At 72.4% G+C, this 17,734-nt stretch carries 20 protein-coding genes; 15 read left to right on the top strand and 5 right to left on the bottom strand.

Annotated elements, in window-relative coordinates:
• Positions 1-8: 8 nt before the first annotated feature.
• Positions 9-731, top strand: coding sequence for a sensor histidine kinase (locus ACQPZW_RS23960; protein WP_433797166.1), 723 nt, complete (start codon positions 9-11; stop codon positions 729-731).
• A gap of 11 nt (positions 732-742) precedes the next feature.
• The gene (locus ACQPZW_RS23955; protein WP_433797165.1) at positions 743-2,704 is read left to right on the top strand and encodes a response regulator; all 1,962 of its coding nucleotides are present in this window, start codon (positions 743-745) and stop codon (positions 2,702-2,704) included.
• Here ACQPZW_RS23955 and ACQPZW_RS23950 read toward each other — a convergent pair.
• Positions 2,694-3,410: an SDR family oxidoreductase gene (locus tag ACQPZW_RS23950; protein WP_433797164.1), complete on the bottom strand. Its 717-nt coding sequence runs from the start codon at positions 3,408-3,410 to the stop codon at positions 2,694-2,696. The two genes, ACQPZW_RS23955 and ACQPZW_RS23950, sit on opposite strands and share 11 nt — an antisense overlap.
• 59 nt (positions 3,411-3,469) lie before the next feature.
• Here ACQPZW_RS23950 and ACQPZW_RS23945 point away from each other — a divergent pair, with 59 nt between their 5' ends.
• The 5 genes from ACQPZW_RS23945 to pdhA all read left to right on the top strand — a co-directional run bounded on the left by ACQPZW_RS23945 (position 3,470) and on the right by pdhA (position 8,379).
• Positions 3,470-3,838 (top strand): MerR family transcriptional regulator, encoded by a 369-nt coding sequence (locus ACQPZW_RS23945; RefSeq protein WP_433797163.1) that lies wholly within the window; start codon positions 3,470-3,472, stop codon positions 3,836-3,838.
• A gap of 82 nt (positions 3,839-3,920) precedes the next feature.
• Positions 3,921-5,111, top strand: coding sequence for an FIST signal transduction protein (locus ACQPZW_RS23940; RefSeq protein WP_433797162.1), 1,191 nt, complete (start codon positions 3,921-3,923; stop codon positions 5,109-5,111).
• Positions 5,112-5,122: 11 nt separating this feature from the next.
• The gene (locus ACQPZW_RS23935; RefSeq protein ID WP_433797161.1) at positions 5,123-6,634 is read left to right on the top strand and encodes a diguanylate cyclase domain-containing protein; all 1,512 of its coding nucleotides are present in this window, start codon (positions 5,123-5,125) and stop codon (positions 6,632-6,634) included.
• 181 nt (positions 6,635-6,815) lie between these two features.
• The gene (locus tag ACQPZW_RS23930) at positions 6,816-7,256 is read left to right on the top strand and encodes a hypothetical protein (RefSeq protein ID WP_433797160.1); all 441 of its coding nucleotides are present in this window, start codon (positions 6,816-6,818) and stop codon (positions 7,254-7,256) included.
• 16 nt (positions 7,257-7,272) lie between these two features.
• On the top strand, positions 7,273-8,379 hold the full coding sequence (gene pdhA / locus ACQPZW_RS23925) for a pyruvate dehydrogenase (acetyl-transferring) E1 component subunit alpha (RefSeq protein ID WP_433797159.1): 1,107 nt from the start codon (positions 7,273-7,275) through the stop codon (positions 8,377-8,379).
• Between the two features lie 6 nt (positions 8,380-8,385).
• Here the strand turns inward: pdhA and lon are convergent, their stop codons facing one another.
• Entirely contained in the window at positions 8,386-10,638 is a 2,253-nt protein-coding gene (lon, locus tag ACQPZW_RS23920; RefSeq protein WP_433797606.1) for an endopeptidase La, read from the bottom strand.
• A gap of 198 nt (positions 10,639-10,836) precedes the next feature.
• Between lon and ACQPZW_RS23915 the strand changes: the two genes are divergently transcribed.
• Genes ACQPZW_RS23915 through ACQPZW_RS23900 form a run of 4 tightly spaced genes read left to right on the top strand, consistent with a single transcriptional unit; the run spans position 10,837 to position 13,740 of the window.
• Positions 10,837-11,748, top strand: a complete 912-nt coding sequence (locus ACQPZW_RS23915) for an SPFH domain-containing protein (protein WP_433797158.1) — start codon at positions 10,837-10,839, stop codon at positions 11,746-11,748.
• A gap of 4 nt (positions 11,749-11,752) precedes the next feature.
• Positions 11,753-12,124 carry a hypothetical protein gene (locus ACQPZW_RS23910; RefSeq protein WP_433797157.1) on the top strand — a complete coding sequence of 124 codons (372 nt, stop codon included), beginning with the start codon at positions 11,753-11,755 and terminating at the stop codon, positions 12,122-12,124.
• Complete coding sequence (locus ACQPZW_RS23905) at positions 12,124-12,750, top strand: GOLPH3/VPS74 family protein (RefSeq protein WP_433797156.1); 627 nt, start codon at positions 12,124-12,126, stop codon at positions 12,748-12,750. Before ACQPZW_RS23910 ends, ACQPZW_RS23905 begins: the two co-directional genes overlap by 1 nt.
• A gap of 42 nt (positions 12,751-12,792) precedes the next feature.
• Positions 12,793-13,740, top strand: coding sequence for a DUF1152 domain-containing protein (locus ACQPZW_RS23900; RefSeq protein WP_433797155.1), 948 nt, complete (start codon positions 12,793-12,795; stop codon positions 13,738-13,740).
• A gap of 49 nt (positions 13,741-13,789) precedes the next feature.
• On the opposite strand, the gene ACQPZW_RS23895 is transcribed toward ACQPZW_RS23900, so the two are convergent.
• The gene (locus tag ACQPZW_RS23895; protein ID WP_433797154.1) at positions 13,790-14,965 is read right to left on the bottom strand and encodes a serine hydrolase domain-containing protein; all 1,176 of its coding nucleotides are present in this window, start codon (positions 14,963-14,965) and stop codon (positions 13,790-13,792) included.
• Between the two features lie 94 nt (positions 14,966-15,059).
• On the opposite strand from ACQPZW_RS23895, the gene ACQPZW_RS23890 reads away from it, so the two are divergent.
• Positions 15,060-15,194 carry a hypothetical protein gene (locus ACQPZW_RS23890; protein ID WP_433797153.1) on the top strand — a complete coding sequence of 45 codons (135 nt, stop codon included), beginning with the start codon at positions 15,060-15,062 and terminating at the stop codon, positions 15,192-15,194.
• 10 nt (positions 15,195-15,204) lie between these two features.
• A complete protein-coding gene (locus tag ACQPZW_RS23885) occupies positions 15,205-15,864 on the top strand; it encodes a lipoate--protein ligase family protein (RefSeq protein WP_433797152.1) in 660 nt (219 codons plus the stop codon).
• A 4-nt stretch (positions 15,865-15,868) separates the two neighbouring features.
• On the opposite strand, the gene yiaA is transcribed toward ACQPZW_RS23885, so the two are convergent.
• Positions 15,869-16,303 (bottom strand): inner membrane protein YiaA, encoded by a 435-nt coding sequence (yiaA, locus tag ACQPZW_RS23880; RefSeq protein WP_433797151.1) that lies wholly within the window; start codon positions 16,301-16,303, stop codon positions 15,869-15,871.
• A gap of 31 nt (positions 16,304-16,334) precedes the next feature.
• Here yiaA and ACQPZW_RS23875 point away from each other — a divergent pair, with 31 nt between their 5' ends.
• Positions 16,335-16,682 (top strand): metallophosphoesterase family protein, encoded by a 348-nt coding sequence (locus ACQPZW_RS23875; protein WP_433797150.1) that lies wholly within the window; start codon positions 16,335-16,337, stop codon positions 16,680-16,682.
• The gene (locus tag ACQPZW_RS23870; protein ID WP_433797149.1) at positions 16,679-16,915 is read left to right on the top strand and encodes a hypothetical protein; all 237 of its coding nucleotides are present in this window, start codon (positions 16,679-16,681) and stop codon (positions 16,913-16,915) included. Before ACQPZW_RS23875 ends, ACQPZW_RS23870 begins: the two co-directional genes overlap by 4 nt.
• Here ACQPZW_RS23870 and ACQPZW_RS23865 read toward each other — a convergent pair.
• Positions 16,897-17,703, bottom strand: coding sequence for an aldo/keto reductase (locus ACQPZW_RS23865; protein WP_433797148.1), 807 nt, complete (start codon positions 17,701-17,703; stop codon positions 16,897-16,899). The two genes, ACQPZW_RS23870 and ACQPZW_RS23865, sit on opposite strands and share 19 nt — an antisense overlap.
• Positions 17,704-17,734 lie beyond the last annotated feature (31 nt).

The raw sequence follows: 17,734 nt of genomic DNA, 5'->3' as shown, positions 1-17,734 counted from the left end.
AAAGCGGCATGGGCCAGGTAACCGTTGCGATCGCCGACCCCGGCGACCCGTTCGCCGGGACGGCGCTGTCCCGGCTGGGACACGAGTTGCGGGGGCCGCTCGCCGGAATCGTCGGACTCACCAAGATCATGGGCCGTAAGCTGGCGGACGGCGCCACCGACGCGTCGCAACTGGCCAGACAACTCGACATGATCAACAACAGCGGGACGGACCTGCTCGCCACCGTCGAGCGGATCGTCACCCTGGCCCGGACCGCCGACGCCGGGCCGCGACCGGAGCCGGTGGACTGCCGCGCCGTCTGCGAACTGGCGATCACCGCCACGGCTGCCGCCGCGGACAACCATCATCGGGGGGTACGACTCGACGCCCCGCCCACACCGGTGACCGGACTGGCGAACCACGACGACCTCCGCGACGCCGTGACCGAGCTCCTCGACAACGCCATCAAGTACGCCGACGGCCCGTCCGTGCGCCTCGTCGTGCACGCCGACGGCCCGGCCATCGAGATCAGCGACGACGGGCCGGGCCTGGCGGCCGACGAGCGTGAGCGGGTGTTCCTGCCGTTCGAGCGCGGTCACGCGGCCATCGAGCGCGACGTCGCCGGCGCCGGGCTCGGCCTGCCGCTCGCGGTCCGGCACGCGCGCCGGTGCGGCGTGGGGCTCGACGTGCGTACCGGCGGCGACGGCACCACCTGCACCCTCACCCTGGCCCCGCTCACGGCCGGCCACTGAAGGGAGGCCCCATGGCCACCGTCCTGGTCGTCGACGACCGCGCCACCAACCGCGAGGTCGCCCGGATCACCCTCGACGACGGCGGCCACCGGGTCATCGAGGCGACCGCCGGAGCGGAGGCCCTGGACCTGGCCCGCCGTCTGCACCCCGACATCGTGCTCGCCGACGTCGTCATGCCCGGCATGGACGGCTACGAGTTCGTCCACCGGCTGCGCGCCGACGCCTGCACCGCCGACATCCCGGTGCTGCTCTACACGGCCAACTTCCGGCCCGACGAAGCCGCGCCGCTCGCCGCCGCGTACGGCGTCACGCAGGTCGTCTCCAAGTCCGCCGACCCCGCCGACCTGCTCGTCGCGATCGACAACGCCCTGCACAGCGACCCCGCCACCGCCGCCACCGGCGACGCCGGCGGCGAGCACCTGCGCGCCGTCAACGCGAAACTGGTCGAGAAGGTGCTGGCCCTGGACGAGAGCGAGGCCCGTTTCGCCGCCCTCGCCGACGTGTCCCCGGTCGGCATCATCTCCGGCCCGCGCGGGCTGCACGCTACCTACACCAACCCCCGGCTCAGCGACATCACCGGCCTGAACGCCGTCGAACTGCACGGCCACGGCTGGCTGCGCTGCCTCACCGAGGAGGATCGTGACGCCCTGACCGGGCACGGGCTGCCCGGTGGCCAGGCCGGCTACTACGGCGAGATCAACCTCGGGCCGGACCATCGCCGCTGGCTGCACACCACGGTCCGGCGCATCGACGACGCCGAGACCGCCACGGCCGGCTTCGTGGCCACCGTCGACGACGTCACCTCGGTCGTCGAGGCCGAGCAGCGTCGCCACGCCGAGGAGCGCCGCCGCATCGCCGAGCGCTTCGACGGCCTCGCCCGGCTGTCCGGCGCGGTCGCCCACGACTTCAACAACATGCTCAACATCGTCCTGTCGTTCACCGAGTTCACCGCCGACGCCGTGCAGGACGCCACCGGGACGCCGCTGACCGGCGGCGACGCCGCGGCGATCCTCGCCGACCTGGACCGGATCAGGACCGCCGGCAAGCGCGCCGCCTACCTGGCCCATCAGCTGCTCACCTTCGGCGGCCGCGAGGTCGTCGCGCTCGCCGTGCTGGACCCCAACGCTGTGGTCACCGAGGTCATCGCGATGCTGGGGTCACTCGGCCCGCACGTCACCGTCCGCGCCGACCTGCAGCCCGGCGTGCGCAACGTCACCGCGGACGGCGCCCAGCTCACCCAGGTGCTGATCAACCTGGCCACCAACGCCCGCGACGCCATGCCCGACGGGGGAGTGCTCACCTTCACCAGCAGCGACGCCGACCGCGACGGATACGTGCACCTCACCGTCCACGACACCGGCCACGGCATGAGCCCCGCCGTGCTCGACCGCGCGGTGGAGCCGTTCTTCAGCACCAAACCCAAGGGCCAGGGCACCGGGCTCGGGCTCGCCACCGCGTACGGGATCGTCCGCCAGTCCGGCGGCGACCTGGTCCTGGAGTCGGCGGCGGGGCGGGGCACCACCGTGCATCTGCACCTTCCCGCCACCGACGAGGTGGTCGCCGGTACCGCCACGCCGGTCACCGGGTCGGTCGGCACCGGCCACACCGTCCTGGTCGCCGACGACGAGGACGGCGTCCGCGAGGCCGCCCGCCGCATCCTCAGCCGGGCCGGCTACACGGTGCTGACCGCGGCCGACGGCCGGCAGGCCCTGGAGACGGCCCGTCACCACCCGGGCCGGATCGACGCGGTCCTGTCCGACGTGGTGATGCCGCACGTGAACGGCCCGGAGCTCGCCGCCGCCCTGCACGGCGAGCTGCCGGGTGTCCCGGTGCTCTACATGTCCGGGTACGCCGACCCGCTCATGTCCGAGCAGGGCCTGCTCGACCCGTCGGTGACCGTGGTCGGCAAGCCGTTCACCGCCGAGCAGCTGCTGACCGCCCTGCACACGGTCCTGACCGGCGTCAGGAGCTGAGCGCGGTCAGAGCGGCCGTGGCCTCCCGGTAGATCACGCTCGGGTCCTCGGCCAGCCACGCCTTGACCTGCTTGCTCCACGTGTCGGCGAGCACCTCGGTGTGCCCCGCCTCGAGACCGTCGAGCGCGGCCGCCACGATCACCGCGGGCGCCGTCTTCTCACCGTCGTACCAGGCCATCATGTCGGTGTCGGCGGCACCCAGGTGCAGGCCGGTGACCAGGGTCTTCTGCGCGGCCAGCTCCACGCGTGCGCTGTTGGTCAGCGCCCACTCGGCCGCCTTCGCCGCGTGGTAGGCGCCGGCCCCGTCGACGGCGAGCCACGAGATCGCCGACAGCACGTTGAGGATCGCCCCGCCGGCCAGCCCCGGCGCGAACGCCCGGATCACGCCGAGCGTGCCGTAGAAGTGGGTGTCCATCTCGCTGCGCACGGCCGCCAGGTCACCGGTGATCAGGTTGGCGCCGGTCGAGATGCCGGCGTTGTTGACGAGAATGTTCACGTCCGGGGCGGCCTCCGCCGCGGCCGCGATCGAGGCGCTGTCGGTGACGTCGAGGCGTACCGGGATCACGCCGGGCACGTCGATGAGCTCGGGGCGGCGGGCGGTGGCGTACACCTTGGCGGCGCCCCGCTCGACGAGCGACTGGGCGAACTGCCGGCCGAGGCCCCGGTTAGCGCCGGTGACCAGGACGTTTGCTCCGTTGATCTGCATGAGGGATACGCTAGGACCTGACGTTGACGTCAGAGGCAACTTTTATGGTGGGGGTCACTGTGCGCATCGGAGAGCTGGCGACGAGGGCCGGGGTGAGCGTCCGGGCCCTGCGCTACTACGAGGAGCAGGGCCTGCTGGCGGCCGGCCGCAGCGACAGCGGCCAGCGGCACTATCCGGAGCCGTCCGTCGACCGGGTGCAGCTCATCCAGATGCTCTACGGGGCCGGCCTGTCCAGCCGGACCATCGCTGAGCTGCTGCCCTGTGTCGACGCGAGGGTCAGCACCCCGGAGTCCCAGGCCCGCCTGGCCGCCGAGCGCGCCCGCATCGACGAGCAGATCGCCGACCTGATCCGCACCCGTGACCGGCTCGACGCCGTCATCGCCTCGACGACCGACCCGGCGAACGGCTGCACCGTGATTCACCACTGACAAACGGTCAACCCTGCGCCCGCCGAGCCGATAGGAGTCGAGGAGCAGCGGTCGGACGGCCGTGCCGGGACCGGGAGCGATCATGGTGGACGACAGCGACCGGCGCCGCGCCGGCCAAGGCAGCAGCACCCAGGCCGACCCGGAGGCCGCGGCCCGGGAGTGCGTGACGGCGGCGCTCGGCGGCCGTACGCCCGAGCCCGCCGACCTGGTGATCGTGCACGCGACGGTCGGCTACGACCCGCTGCGGTTCTTCGAGGCGGTGGCCGAGGCGGCGGCGCCCGCGCAGGTCGTCGGCTGCACCGCCTTCGCCGGATTCACCGCCGCCGCCACCCTCACCGCCGGCGTCGTGGCGCTCTACCTGCCGGCCGCCGAGCTCACCTTCGGCGTGGCCGCCGCCGACTCGGTCAGCGGCGATCTGCGCGGCGCCGCACGCCGCGTCACCGAGCTGGCCCGCGAACGCGCCGGCGGGGACGGCGAGCACTCGGTGCTGATGATGCTCTCCGACGGGCTCGCCGGCGATCAGCGTGAGGTGGTCCGCGGCAGCTACGCGGTCACCGGGGCGACCGTGCCGCTGGTCGGCGGCGCGGCGTCCGAGGATCTCTCGATGCGGGCGACCTACCAGTTCGCCGACGGCAAACTGATGTCGAACAGCCTGGTCGCGGTCTGGATCAACTCGCCGCATCCACTCGGCATCGGCGTCGCGCACGGCTGGCACCCGATCGGCGATCCGATGACGGTGACCCGCGCCGAGGCCAACATCATCCACGAGCTGGACGGCCTTCCGGCCGTCGACGCCTACCTCAGCCAGCGCGGCGGAGAGCTGCCGGCCGGCGAACCCGGCGACGGCGACGCCCCCACCTTCGCCCGGCTCACCTTCGACCATCCGCTCGGGCTCGCGAACGCCGCGGGCACCTTCGACGGACGGCACATCCTCGGGTGTACGCCGGAGGGCGCGCTGGTCATGTTCGGTCACGTCAGCGAACAGTCCGTGGTCCAGGTGCTGGCCGGCAACCCGCGTGAGCTGCTGGACGCCGCAGGCTCGGCCGCCGCCACCGCGGTCCGGCGGCTCGGCGGCCCACCCCGCGGCGCTCTGGTGTTCAGCTGCGCCGGCCGCGTCCCGCCCCTCGGCGAGGCGCTGGCCGAGGAGGCCGCCGCGATCCGTGACCGGCTGGAGGCGGTGCCGTTCGCCGGATTCTTCACCTACGGCGAGTTCGCCCGGGTCACCGGCTCGACCGGATTCCACAACGCCACCGTCGTCGTCCTCGCGTTCTGATCATGGGGGAGGTGACCACGGCCGGGGACGACGAGATCCGCCGGCTCCGCGCCGAGCTGGCCCAATCCCGCGCCATCTCGGCCCGCGCCCTGGCCCGCGCCACCCGGCTGGCCCAGCTGGTCACCGCGCTCGGCAAGGTCACCGAGGTCGACGACGTGCTGGAATGCGCGGTGTGTGACGTCGCGGAGCTGTTCGACGCCGACATCGCGGTCGTCCTGACCCCGGCCGACGCGAGTCTGCGGGTGGCCGCGCAGTGGGGCATCGCGGCACGGCACCTGCCGTCCGGAACGGTGGACGAGCCCCCGGCCGCCGGGTTGCTCACCGCGGGCCGCCCGGTGACCGCCGCATCCGTCGAGCAGGTCCCCGCGCCCGGCTGGCTCGCTGCCAACGGCCTGTCCCACGTCGCGTACGGGCTGCTGACCGTCCGCGGCGAGCACCTCGGTTACCTGCTGCTGGCCCGGACCGACGAGCGCCCGTTCGACGACGCCGACACCCAGGAGCTGATCGCGGTCGTCAGCCGGATCTCGCTGGCCATCGACAACGGCCGTCTCTACCGGCGCACCCAGGACCAGCTGCGGCGGCTCCAGCGGCTCAACACGGTGACCGCGGGCCTGGCCGGGATGGTCGACGTGATCACCGCGGCCCGCAACATCGTCGACACGATGATCGAGCACGTGCCGGTCGCCGGAGCGGCCGTCTACCTCACCGACGTGTACGGCGAGGAGCTGGCCGCGGGTGGCGGCGCCGAGTGGCCCCGGATCCTCGGCGACGGCCTGCCCGGCGTCCCGGAGGGCACCCTGTCGCTGCGGCTGGGCACGCAGGACCCGAGCGCCGGCCGCCTGCTGCTCACCGGCGTCCCGGCCGACGGCACCGACGCCCGGTCGTTCCTCGACCACCTCGTCGACGTGGGCGGCCTGGTCCTGGAGAAGGCGCTGCTGTTCCAGCGGATCCGGATGCAGGCCGAGACCGACGTGCTCACCGGCATGCCGAACCGCGCCTACTTCATGGAGACCCTGGGAGCTTCGCTGAGCCGGTGCCGGCAGGACGGCAGCGACGTGGCGGTCCTGTTCATCGACATGGACGGGTTCAAGGCGATCAACGACACGTACGGCCACGACGCCGGTGACCAGTTGCTGATCACCGCGGCCCAGCGGCTGTCGGATACGGCCGGCCTGCACGGCATAGCGGCCCGCCTCGGCGGCGACGAGTTCGTGATCGCCTGCACCGACACGTCGGCGGCGGAGGCCGGCCTGCTCGCCGGGCGCATCCAGGAGGCCGTCGACCAGCCCTACGTGCTGCGGTTGCCGTCCGGCGCCGTGGAGGCGACCGCCGGTTGCAGCATCGGCCTGGGTCTGGCCGCGGACTGCGGTTACGACGCGTCGACGCTGCTCAGCACCGCCGACGCCGCCATGTACGCGGCGAAGCAGCTCCGCCGGGCGGCCCGCCGCGGGTCAGCTGTCGGCAGCCTCGTCGGGACAGTCCCACCCGCCGCCGGTATCGATCACGACGACGACGTGGGGTAGCCCCTCGGCCGGGACCGGGGCCGGAACCGGCATCGGAAGGCTCGCGATGACGAACGACGCCGTGATGGAGAGCGCGGCGACCGCGATGGCGATCGAGTCCCTCGTCCGCACCGAGTCTCCCCTCATCGGAAGCAGCAACCATACACGGAATAGGCAAACGCCTATGGGATAGCTTGTCCGGGTGAGTCTCCTCGAGGACGTGGGCGTACGCGACGGCTGGCGCTGCTGGGTGTGTGACGAGCCGGTCGACCCGGACAAGTCGGTCAACGATCCGCGTGGCCCGAGCGTCGACAGCCGTACCGCCGACCGCAAGGCCAAGGTCACCGAGCGGCTCGCCCACCGCGCCTGCAACACCCGTAAGGGCGCGGTCAAGGTGGTCATCGCCTGGCCGGACCGGCTCAACGTGGTGGAGCCCGCGCCGCTGATCACCGTCGCCGAGCGCCTGGAGCGCAAGGGCGGCCGCGAGCTGGTGGCCCGCAGCCCGAGCCGCCGCGACGCCCAGGAGGCGGCGGACTGGCTGGTCGACCGGTTCTCTCGACTGGTGCCGGGCCTGCCGGTGACGGCGACCGTGGACACCGGCGGCGGCCAGTTCCTGATCGCGCTGGCCAGCGGGCGCCGCTGACCGTTACGGTCCATGCGTGGACCAACACGGTGCCGACGGTTTCGTCCAGCTTCTGAATCCCGAGGGTGACCACGTCGACAGCGTCACCGGCCCGGACGGTGTGACGTACTCGGTCGACTTCACCGACGACGAGTTCCGCGGGCTCTACCAGGACATGGTCACCGTGCGCCGGCTCGACGCCGAGGGGGTGGCCCTGCAGCGGCAGGGTGAGCTGGGCCTGTGGGCGAGCCTGCTGGGCCAGGAGGCGGCCCAGGTCGGCTCCGGTCGGGCGCTGCGGCCGCGGGACATGGCGTTCCCCACCTACCGCGAGCACGCGGTGCTCTACTGCCGGGGGATCGACCCGATCATGCCGTTCGGGCTGTTCCGGGGCGTGGACCAGGGCGGCTGGGATCCGAACGAGTTCAAGTTCAACCAGTACACGATCGTCATCGGCTCGCAGACCCTGCACGCCACCGGCTACGCCATGGGCGTGACCATGGAGGGCGGGACCGGCTCGGCCGACGGTGAGGCGGTGATCGCCTACTTCGGCGACGGGGCCTCCAGCCAGGGCGAGGTCAACGAGGCGTTCGTCTGGTCGGGTGTCTTCCACGCCCCGATCGTCTTCTTCTGCCAGAACAACCAGTACGCCATCTCCGCGGCGGCCGAACGGCAGACCCGGGTGCCGCTCTACCGGCGCGCGGCCGGCTACGGCTTCCCCGGCATCCGGGTCGACGGCAACGACGTGCTGGCCAGCTACGCCGTCACCCGCGCCGCCCTCGATCAGGCCCGGCACGGGCAGGGACCGCGACTGATCGAGGCCTACACCTACCGGATGGGCGCGCACACCAGCTCCGACGACCCCACCCGCTACCGGATCGCGAGCGAGGTCGACGCGTGGCGGGCCAAAGACCCGATCAGCCGGCTGCGGGCCTTCCTGGTCAAGCAGCGGATCGCCGGCGACGACTTCTTCGCGCAGGTCGACGACGACGCCGGAAAGGCCGCCCTCGACCTGCGCGAACGCGTGCTCGCCATGCCCGACCCGCAGCCGGTCGAGCTGTTCGACCACGTCTACCCGACCGGCTCGCCGGAGCTGGACGCGCAGCGCCGGCGGTTCACCGGCTACCACGCGTCCTTCGACGACTGAGAAGGATCAGACCGCCGCGACCGCGTCCGAGGTCACCGCCTCCAGCGCGCTCCCGAGGATCTCGCGCACATCCGAGACCAGGTGTACGGTCAGCGCCTCCCGCACGTCCGCGGGCACCTCGTCCAGATCCGGCTCGTTGCGCCGCGGGATGTAGACCTCGGTGAGCCCCGCCCGCTGGGCGGCGAGCAGCTTCTGCTTCACCCCGCCGATCGGCAGCACCCGCCCGGTCAGCGACACCTCGCCGGTCATCCCGATCTCGGCGCGCACGTTGCGGCCCAGCAGCAGCGACACCAGCGCGGTCGTCATCGTGACGCCCGCCGACGGCCCGTCCTTGGGCACCGCGCCGGCCGGCACGTGCAGGTGGATCGGGTGGTCCAGCTGCTCGGGGGAGATGCCCAGCTCACCGGCGTGCGCCCGCACGTACGACAGGGCGATCTGCGCGGACTCCTTCATCACGTCGCCGAGCTGGCCGGTGACCGACAGGCCCGGCGTGGTGCCGGGCAGCAGCGACGCCTCGATGTAGAGCACGTCGCCACCCATCCCGGTCACGGCCAGGCCGGTGGCCACGCCGGGAACCGCGGTCCGCTCACCGGACTCGGGCGTGAACCGGGGACGGCCGATCAGGTCCTTCAGGTCAGCGGCGTCGACGGTGGCCGGCAGCTCCTTCAGGGACACCTTGCGGAACGCCTTGGCCAGCAGGCGCTCGAACGACCGTACCCCCGCCTCCCGGGTGTAGTTGGCGGCGATCTCGCGCAGAGCGCCCTCGGTGACCGTCACCTCGCCGGGTTCGAGCGCGGCGCGCTCGAGCTGCCGGGGGATGAGGAAGTCGCGGGCGATGGCGACCTTGTCGTTCTCGGTGTAGCCGTCGATCGCGATCAGCTCCATCCGGTCGAACAGCGCCTGCGGGATCGTCTCCAGGACGTTGGCGGTCGCGATGAACAGCACGTCCGACAGGTCCAGGTCCAGGTCGAGGTAGTGGTCACGGAACGTGTGGTTCTGCGCCGGGTCCAGCACCTCCAGCAGCGCGGCCGCCGGGTCGCCCCGGTAGTCGCTGCCCACCTTGTCGACCTCGTCGAGCAGCACGACCGGGTTCATCGAGCCGGACTCGCGGATGGCCCGCACGATCCGGCCCGGCAGCGCGCCGACGTAGGTGCGCCGGTGCCCGCGGATCTCCGCCTCGTCCCGCACGCCGCCGAGAGCGACCCGCACGAACTTACGGCCCAGTGTCCGCGCGACCGACTCGCCGAGCGAGGTCTTGCCGACCCCGGGCGGACCGGCCAGCAGGATCACCGCACCAGAGCCACGCCCGCCGACCGTCTCCCGGCCGCGTGACTCGCGCCGGGCGCGCACGCCCAGGTACTCCACGATGCGCTCCTTGACCTCGTCGAGGCCGTGGTGGTCGGCGTCGAGGACGGCACGGGCCGCCTCCAGGTCGGTGTTGTCGGTGGTGCGCACGCTCCACGGCAGATCGAGGACCGTGTCCAGCCAGGTGCGGATCCAGCCGGCCTCCGGGTTCTGGTCGCCGGCGCGCTCCAGCTTGTCGACCTCACGGAGCGCGGTCTCGCGTACCGCCTCGGGCAGGTCGGCCGCCTCGATCCGCGCCCGGTAGTCGTCCCTACCGTCGGCCTCGCCCTCGCCGAGCTCCTTGCGGATCGCCTTGAGCTGCTCGCGGAGCAGGTATTCGCGGTTGCGCTTCTCGACGTTCTCGCGGACGTCGTTCTCGATCGTCTCGTTGACCTCGGACTCGGCCAAAAAGTCCCGGGTCCAGTCGATCAGCAGCCGCAGCCGGGCCTCGACGTCGGGTGTCTCCAGCAGCTCGCGCTTGCGGTCGCCGGACAGGTACGGTGCCCAGCCCGCCGTGTCGGCCAGGTCGCTGGGGTCGTCGATGGCGCTGACCGAGTCGATGACCTGCCACGCCTCGCGCTTCTGCAGCACCGAGACGACCAGCTTCTTGTACTCGGCGGCCAGCTCACGGACCTGCTCGGACGGCTTGTCGGCGGGAACCGGCTCGGCCTCCACCCACAGCGCCGCGCCGGGCCCGGTCACGCCGCTGCCGATCTTGGCGCGGGGCCCGGTGCGCAGCACGGCGGCCGGGGAGCCACCACGGATCTTGCCGACCTGCTCGACGCTCGCCACGACACCGTAGGACGCGTAACGCCCCTCCAGCCGCGGCGCGATCAGCAGCTCGGAGGCCGCCGAGGTGACGGCCGCGTCGACGGCGGCCTGGGCGGCCTCGTCGAGCTGCACCGGCACGACCATGCCCGGAAGCAGGACGATGTCGTCGAGGAAGAGCACGGGGAGTCGCTTGCTCACGGTTACCTCCGGGAAGTTGAGTACGGCAGGCTCAACCGTGGCCGGATCCCCCTTCTTCCAGCGTTCACTGTCGGCGAACAGTGCCTTGAAAAAGTGATATCACATTGATAGTGTGGCGCCATCACCACGAACGGGGAGGCCCACATGACCGAACACCTCGACCTTCCTGCTCCGCAGGTGCGTGAGCGCACCGCCCGCGACGCCTCCGGATGGCCCGTCCTCGCGATCGCCGGAGCGGTGATCCTGCTGGCCGTCGCGGTGTTCGCCGTCGCCGTCCAGCAGTCGGGCGTCACCGCCGTGCTCAGCCTGCTCGGCGTCAGCGTCCTGCTCGTGCTCGGCGCCGTCATCGCCCTGGCCGGCCTCACCCCGGTCGCCCCCGGCGAGGCCCGGGTCCTGCAACTGCTGGGCCGCTACACCGGCACCGTCCGCACCGACGGGCTCCGCTGGGTCAACCCGCTCACCAACCGGCGCCGCATCTCCACCCGCATCCGTAACCACGAGACCGACGTCCTAAAGGTCAACGACGCCGACGGCAACCCGATCGAGATCGCCGCCGTGGTCGTCTGGCAGGTCAAGGACACCGCACGGGCCGTCTTCGAGGTCGACGACTTCATCGAGTTCGTCGCCATCCAGACCGAGACCGCCGTGCGGCACATCGCCAACAGCTACTCCTACGACTCCCACGACACCAACCTGATGTCGCTGCGCGACAACGCCGACGAGATCACCGCGCGACTGTCCGAGGAGATCGGGGTACGGGTCGACGCCGCCGGAGTGAAGATCATCGAGTCCCGGCTGACCCGCCTGGCCTACTCGCCGGAGATCGCCCACGCCATGCTCCGCCGCCAGCAGGCCAACGCGATCGTCGCCGCCCGGACCAGGATCGTCGAGGGCGCGGTCGGCATGGTCGAGCTGGCACTGGCCCGGCTGACCGAGCACGACGTCGTCGAGCTCGACGAGGAGCGCAAGGCCGCCATGGTCAGCAACCTGCTGGTCGTCCTCTGCGGCGACCGGGACGCCCAGCCCGTCGTCAACACGGGCACCCTCTACTCCTGATCCCATGGCCACCGAGCGCAAGAAGCTCCTGCTCCGCCTCGACCCCACCGTGCACGACGCCCTGGCACGGTGGGCCGGGGACGAGCTGCGCAGCACCAACGCCCAGATCGAGTACCTGCTGCGCAAGGCGCTGGGCGACGCCGGCCGGCTCCCGGGCGGGGTCGGCCGGATGCGAGGACCGGGCCGCCCACCCGCCGCCGACCCCGCCGCCGCCGGCCCCGCCGGCCCCACCGCGGACGCCGATCCCGCCGCGGACCCGACCGGTCCGGATGTCGACCCCTCCCCGTCGGATGCCGACTCGACGGGGGCGGGCACGGGCTCGACCGGTCCGGATGCCGGCTACGCCCCGCCGGACGCAGACGATGAGGAGAAGTGATGACCGTCCCCGGCAGCCTTGCCCAGCGGATCTTCCTGCTGGCTCATGACCCGGCCAAGGGCCGCGTGCGAATCGGCACCAATCTCGGTGCCATGGTCCGCGCGGCGGCTCTCGCCGACCTCTATCTCCAGGGCCACCTCACCGACGAGCGCGGCCGGGCCACCCCGGGCGGACGCCGGCCGTGCGCCGACCCGGTCCTGGCAACCCTGCTCGACGACATCGCCGGCTCCCGGCCGCGCAAGTGGCAGTCCTGGGTGGACCGCCGGCAGCGCGCCACCGTCGTCGCAGTGCGCACGCAACTGGGCGACGAGGGCTGGGCGCGCGTGGAACCGTACCGCATCCTCGGGATCTTCCCCGCCACGAAGGTCACCCTCCGTGACCCACGCGCCCGCAAAGAGCTGCTGGGCCGCGTCCGTTCCGCGCTGAAGGACCCGATCAGCCGCGTCGAGCCCGCCGACGCCGCGCTGGTGGCCATCGTGGCCGCCGGAGACCTCGGCCTGGTCCTCAGCCGCCGGGCCCGTCGCGAGGCCAAGCGGCGCATCCAGGAGCTGACCGACGTCAGCGGGCCGATCGGGCCCGCCCTGCGCAAGTCGATCGAGGCCTCCGCGGCCGCCGCGGCCGGCTGAAATACGGATGCGGACGGGCGGCGGCGGGGCGATCATGGCGCGATGTGGCGACTGCCGTTCTTCGAGGCGCTGGCTGATTCGCGGCGGGTGCTCATCGCGGGCGCCGGCGGCGGGTTCGACGTCTACGCCGGGCTTCCGCTGGGGCTGGCGCTGCGAGACGCCGGCCGCACGGTCCACTTCGGGAGCCTGTCGCTGGTCAACCTGTACGAACTGGACCGCAGCGTCTGGGTGGACCGGGGCGTCGCGTCGATCACCGCGGAGACCGCCTCGCACCAGGAGTACTTCCCGGAGCGGGCACTGGCCCGCTGGCTGGACCGGCAGGGGCTGCCCGCCACCGTGTACGCGTTCCCGCGCACCGGGGTCCGGCCCCTGCGCAGCGCGTACCGGCGGTTGGTGAAGCGGCTCGGCCTCGATGCGATCGTCCTGGTCGACGGCGGCACGGACATCCTCATGCGCGGTGACGAGGCGGCCCTGGGCACCCCTGTCGAGGACGCGACGAGCCTCGCCGCGGTGGCGTCGACTCCGGTGCCGACCCGGTTGGTGGCGTCGATCGGGTTCGGTGTGGACGCCTACCACGGCGTCAACCACGTCCAGGTGCTGGAGAACATCGCAGCCCTGGACCGCGACGGGGCCTATCTGGGGGCGTTCACCGTGCCGACGCACGGCCGGGAGGCGGCGCTCTACCGGGACGCGGTCGAGCACGCGCGGGCCGAGACGCCGGGCCGGTCGAGCATCGTCAACGGGCAGATCGCCGCGGCGCTCACCGGAGCCGCCGGGAACGTGGCGCTCGACGACCGTACCGAGGGATCGCCGTTGTTCGTCAATCCGCTGATGGCGATGTATTTCACCTTCGATCTGCCCGGACTGGCCGCGCGGTCGTTGTACCTCGACCGGATCCGCGGCACCGAGCACATGCTCGAGGTCAGCCATCTCATCGAGCGGTTCCGCGACGAGGTCGAGCCCCGTCCGAGGGTTGCGTTCCCGCACTGACCGGCGCTGCCGGCGGGCACCCGGCCGGGCGCCCGCCGACGATGCCGGATCAGGCCGGCGGGAGGCGCATCCCCAGCACCGGGAACGGGGTGGCCGCCCGCAGGGCGGCGGGCGCGGTCACTCCGAAGGCGAGTAGCGCCAGGTCGGTCATCGCGGGCCCGACGTCACCGATCCACGGGTTGATCGAGATGCTCAGCTGGGTCGACGCGTCCGGCGTGGAGAACGAGTAGCTGACGAACCCGAAGATGCCACCGCTGTGTCCCCACAGTGTCGGGCCGCCGGGCAGCGGCTGCCGGTAGATGCCGAGGCCGTAGCCGAGCTCGCCGACCGGGGTGAGCATCTCGGCCAGTTGCGCCCGCCGCAGCAGCCGGCCGCTGAGCAGGCTGCGGTAGAAGCGGTTGAGGTTCGCCGTGGTGGAGACGATCTCCCCGGCCGCGTACGCCATCGACGGGTTGAGGTCGGTGAAGTCGACGGGCACCGGCCGGCCGTCCTGCTCGACCGGCTCGTACCCGTGCGCGTGCGGCCCGTCGATCGTGACGTCGGTGCCCGGGACGTCGGTGCCGTCGAGGTGGAGCGGCCTGAGGATGCGCCTGTCGACCTCCCGCCCGTACGCCCGCCCGGTGACCTTCCGCACGATGAGCCCGAGCAGCACGTAGTTGGTGTTGGAGTAGGCCCACGCCGTGCCCGGCTCGAACACCGGCGGCCGGGCGGCGGCGAGCGTCACGAGCTCCTCCGGCCGGTACGTCGTATACCGGGCTCGCAGCACATCCTCGAGGGTCGCGAACAGGGCCTCGGTGTAGTCGAAGATGCCGCTGGTGTGCTGCAGCAGGTTACGGATGGTGATCCGGGAGCCGTTCGGGATCGCGCCCGGCAGCCACCGCTCGAGGGAGTCGTCGAGGTCGAGCCGCCGCTCCCCGGCGAGCTGGAGGATCACGGTGGACACGAAGGTCTTGGTGATGCTGCCGACCCGGTACTGCCCGCCGGGTGACGGGCGGGCCGGGCGGCCGAGCTCGACCACGCCGCTGGCGCCCTGCCAGGTGCCGGACGGGCCGTCCACCCGGGCCAGCGCGGCGGTCGCGCCGGTGGCGACGACCCGGTCCAGTGCGGCCTGCAACGCGGCCCGGTCGAGCCCGCCGGACGACGCCTCGGCCGGTGACGCGGCCCCGATCCCGGTGGCGAGCGCTGCCGCGGCCGACCCGGCCAGAACTGTGCGACGACTAGGCATGGTGTGTCTCCCCCCGAGTGACATTCACCCCGCCGACAGTGTCAGCCCCAGCGACCGGATTCAATGTCTGCGCACCCTGGTCGGTCCCTTACGGGTGGACCCGGTCTCGCGGATCCGGCGGTCCGGCCGGCGCCCGGGGGTGAACCGCCGCCTCGACCCGGTGACCGGGGACCGGGCCGGAGCGCAGCTGGAGGTGCTCGCCGCGAACGACCGCTACCGGGCCTCGTAAGATCGTCGGGGTGACGTTCGTCGAGGTGGACTCCGAGGGCGACCCGGCGTACGACATGGCGCTCGGGCCGCGGCTGCTGCGCGACGGTCTCGGTGACGCCCACGACATCCTGCGTGTCTACTCGCCGCAGCCGACCGCCGCGTTCAGCCGCCGGGACACGCTGCGTCCCGGCTATCAGCGGGCGGCCGACGCCGTACGACGGCACGGTTTTCTGCCTGTCGTGCGCCCGCAGGGCGGCAGTCTCGCCGCCTATCATCCGGGCAGCGTGGTCGTCGACCACGTGCACCGGGCCGCCGGGGAGCCCCTGGAGCCGGTCGAGCGGTTCCGACGTTTCGCCGCCATGCACGCCGACGTGCTCGTGGGTCTCGGCGCCGAGGCCCGGATCGGCCCGGTCCCCGGTGAGTACTGTCCCGGCGAGTACAGCATCAACGCGGGCGGCGCCAAGATCGTCGGCTCGGCCCAGCGGGTGACCCGCGACGGCTGGTTGTTCAGCACGGTCATCCAGGTCAGCGGGGCGGCCCGGCTCCGCGAGGTGCTGACGCCCGCCTACGCCGAGCTGGGCTACGACTTCGATCCGGCGACCGTCGGCGCCCTGGAGGACACCGTCCCCGGGGTGACCCCGCCGATGGTGGCCGCCGCGGTCCGTGCCGCCTACGCGGGGCTGGGCTGAGCGGTCAGCGGTGGTCGCCGTGCAACGGTGGCTCCCGGTGCTGGAGGGTGTCGCGGACGTTCTTCTGCACGGCGACCGCCGCGAACAGCGTCATCGCGAACGCGAGACCGTAGAAGCCCTTCTCGCTCAGCAGCAGCGTGCTGCTCCACAGCCCGACCACCAGCATCACGATGGCGATGCCGACGACCGCCCAGGACAGGCCCAGGTAGAGGGCCGTCACCGGGATGCCCTCGGCCCGGTCGCGCACCGACTTCTGCAGCGAGATCGCGGCGAACAGCCCGAGGACCAGCACCGCCGCGTAGAAGCCCTTCTCGCTGCGCGCCATCGCGGCGTTCCAGAGGCCGACGAGGAACGCGACGACGCCGAGGACCAGCGCGGCCCAGGAGGCGCCGACGAAGGCGGCGGTCGGCTTCGCCGCGGGTGGTGGCGGGCTGGTCACCCCGTCATTGTCCCGCACTAGGATCTTCGCAGTGGGTAACTCTGCGGACCGCATCGCGCTGATCTCCGACGTCCACGGCAACCTCACCGCCCTCGAGGCGGTCCTGGCCGACATCGACTCCCGCGGCATCGAGCTGATCTACAACCTCGGCGACTACGTCGGCAAGGGCCCGCGCGGCCGTGAGGTGATCGACGTGTGCCGACGGCGGTGCGCGGTCAACATCCTTGGCAACTGGGACGACTTCCTGCCGGACCCCGGGCGCACCCACGACAGCGAGGCACTGGCCTGGTGGCTGGCCCAGCTCGGGCCAGGCCAGGGGGAGTGGCTGCGGGCGCTGCCGTTCAGCCACGACTTCGTGATCAGCGGGCGGACTCGATGAACGACCCGACGCCGGTCTACGTCATCGTCGAAGGGCGGCTGGGCTCCGGGGCGCCGGCGCCGTTCTCGGTCCAGTTCGTCCGCGTGCCCTACGACGCCGAGGCGGAGATCGCGGTCGCGACCCGGATGGGCATGCCGGAGCTGGACGGTTTCATCTCCGAGGCGCGCCACGGCGTCTACCGCGGCGCCATGCACGATCCCGGTGCGCCGCGCTATCACCGGCCACAGCGCTGAAACTGGGCCTCGGTCAGCCGTACCCGCTCGGCGGCGAGGTTCTCCTCCATGTGCCCGATGCGGGCGGTGCCGGGGATCGGGAGCATCACCGGGGAGCGGTGCAGCAGCCAGGCCAGGGCGACCTGGGTGGCGGTCGCTCCGGTCTCGGCGGCGACCGCGGCGAAGGCCGGGTTCGTCCCGGTGGCACCGGCCGCGACCGGCCGCCACGGCAGGAACGCGATACCGGCCCGCTCGCAGGCGTCCAGGACCGGCTCGTGCTCCCGGTCGAGCGCGTTGTACCGGTTCTGCACGCTCGCGATCTCCACGATGTCGCGCGCCTGATCCAGCTGCTCCACGGTCACCTCGGAGAGGCCGATCAGGTTGACCTTGCCCTGTTCGCGGAGATCGCGGAGCGTGCCGACCTGGTCGGCGAGCGGGATCTCCGGGTCGATCCGGTGCAGTTGCAGGAGCTCGATGCGGTCCAGCCGCAGCCGGCGCAGCGCCTGGTCGACCTGGTCACGTAACACGTCCGGCCGCCCGTCGAGCCGCCACTCGCCGTCCGGGCCGGTCCGGGCGACCCCGACCTTCGTGGTGATCAACAGCCCGTCGGGGTACGGGTGCAGCGCCTCGGCCAGCAACTCCTCGTTGGCGCCGCCGCCGTACAGATGGGCGGTGTCGATCAGGGGCACGCCCAGCTCGACCGCCCGCCGGGCCACCGCCTTCGCGTTCTCGCGGGCGGCCGCCGGCGTGGTGGGCAGGTGCATGGCGCCGAATCCGATCCGCCGGACCGCAAGACTCGTCGATGTCATCGACGCCACCGTAGAGCACGTCCCGGCCGGG

It is taken from the genome of Actinoplanes sp. CA-252034 (assembly GCF_050956125.1).
In the GTDB taxonomy this organism is placed as follows: domain Bacteria; phylum Actinomycetota; class Actinomycetes; order Mycobacteriales; family Micromonosporaceae; genus Actinoplanes.
Note: the sequence above shows the minus strand (reverse complement) of the source record. Positions and strands in the feature narration are given on the sequence as shown.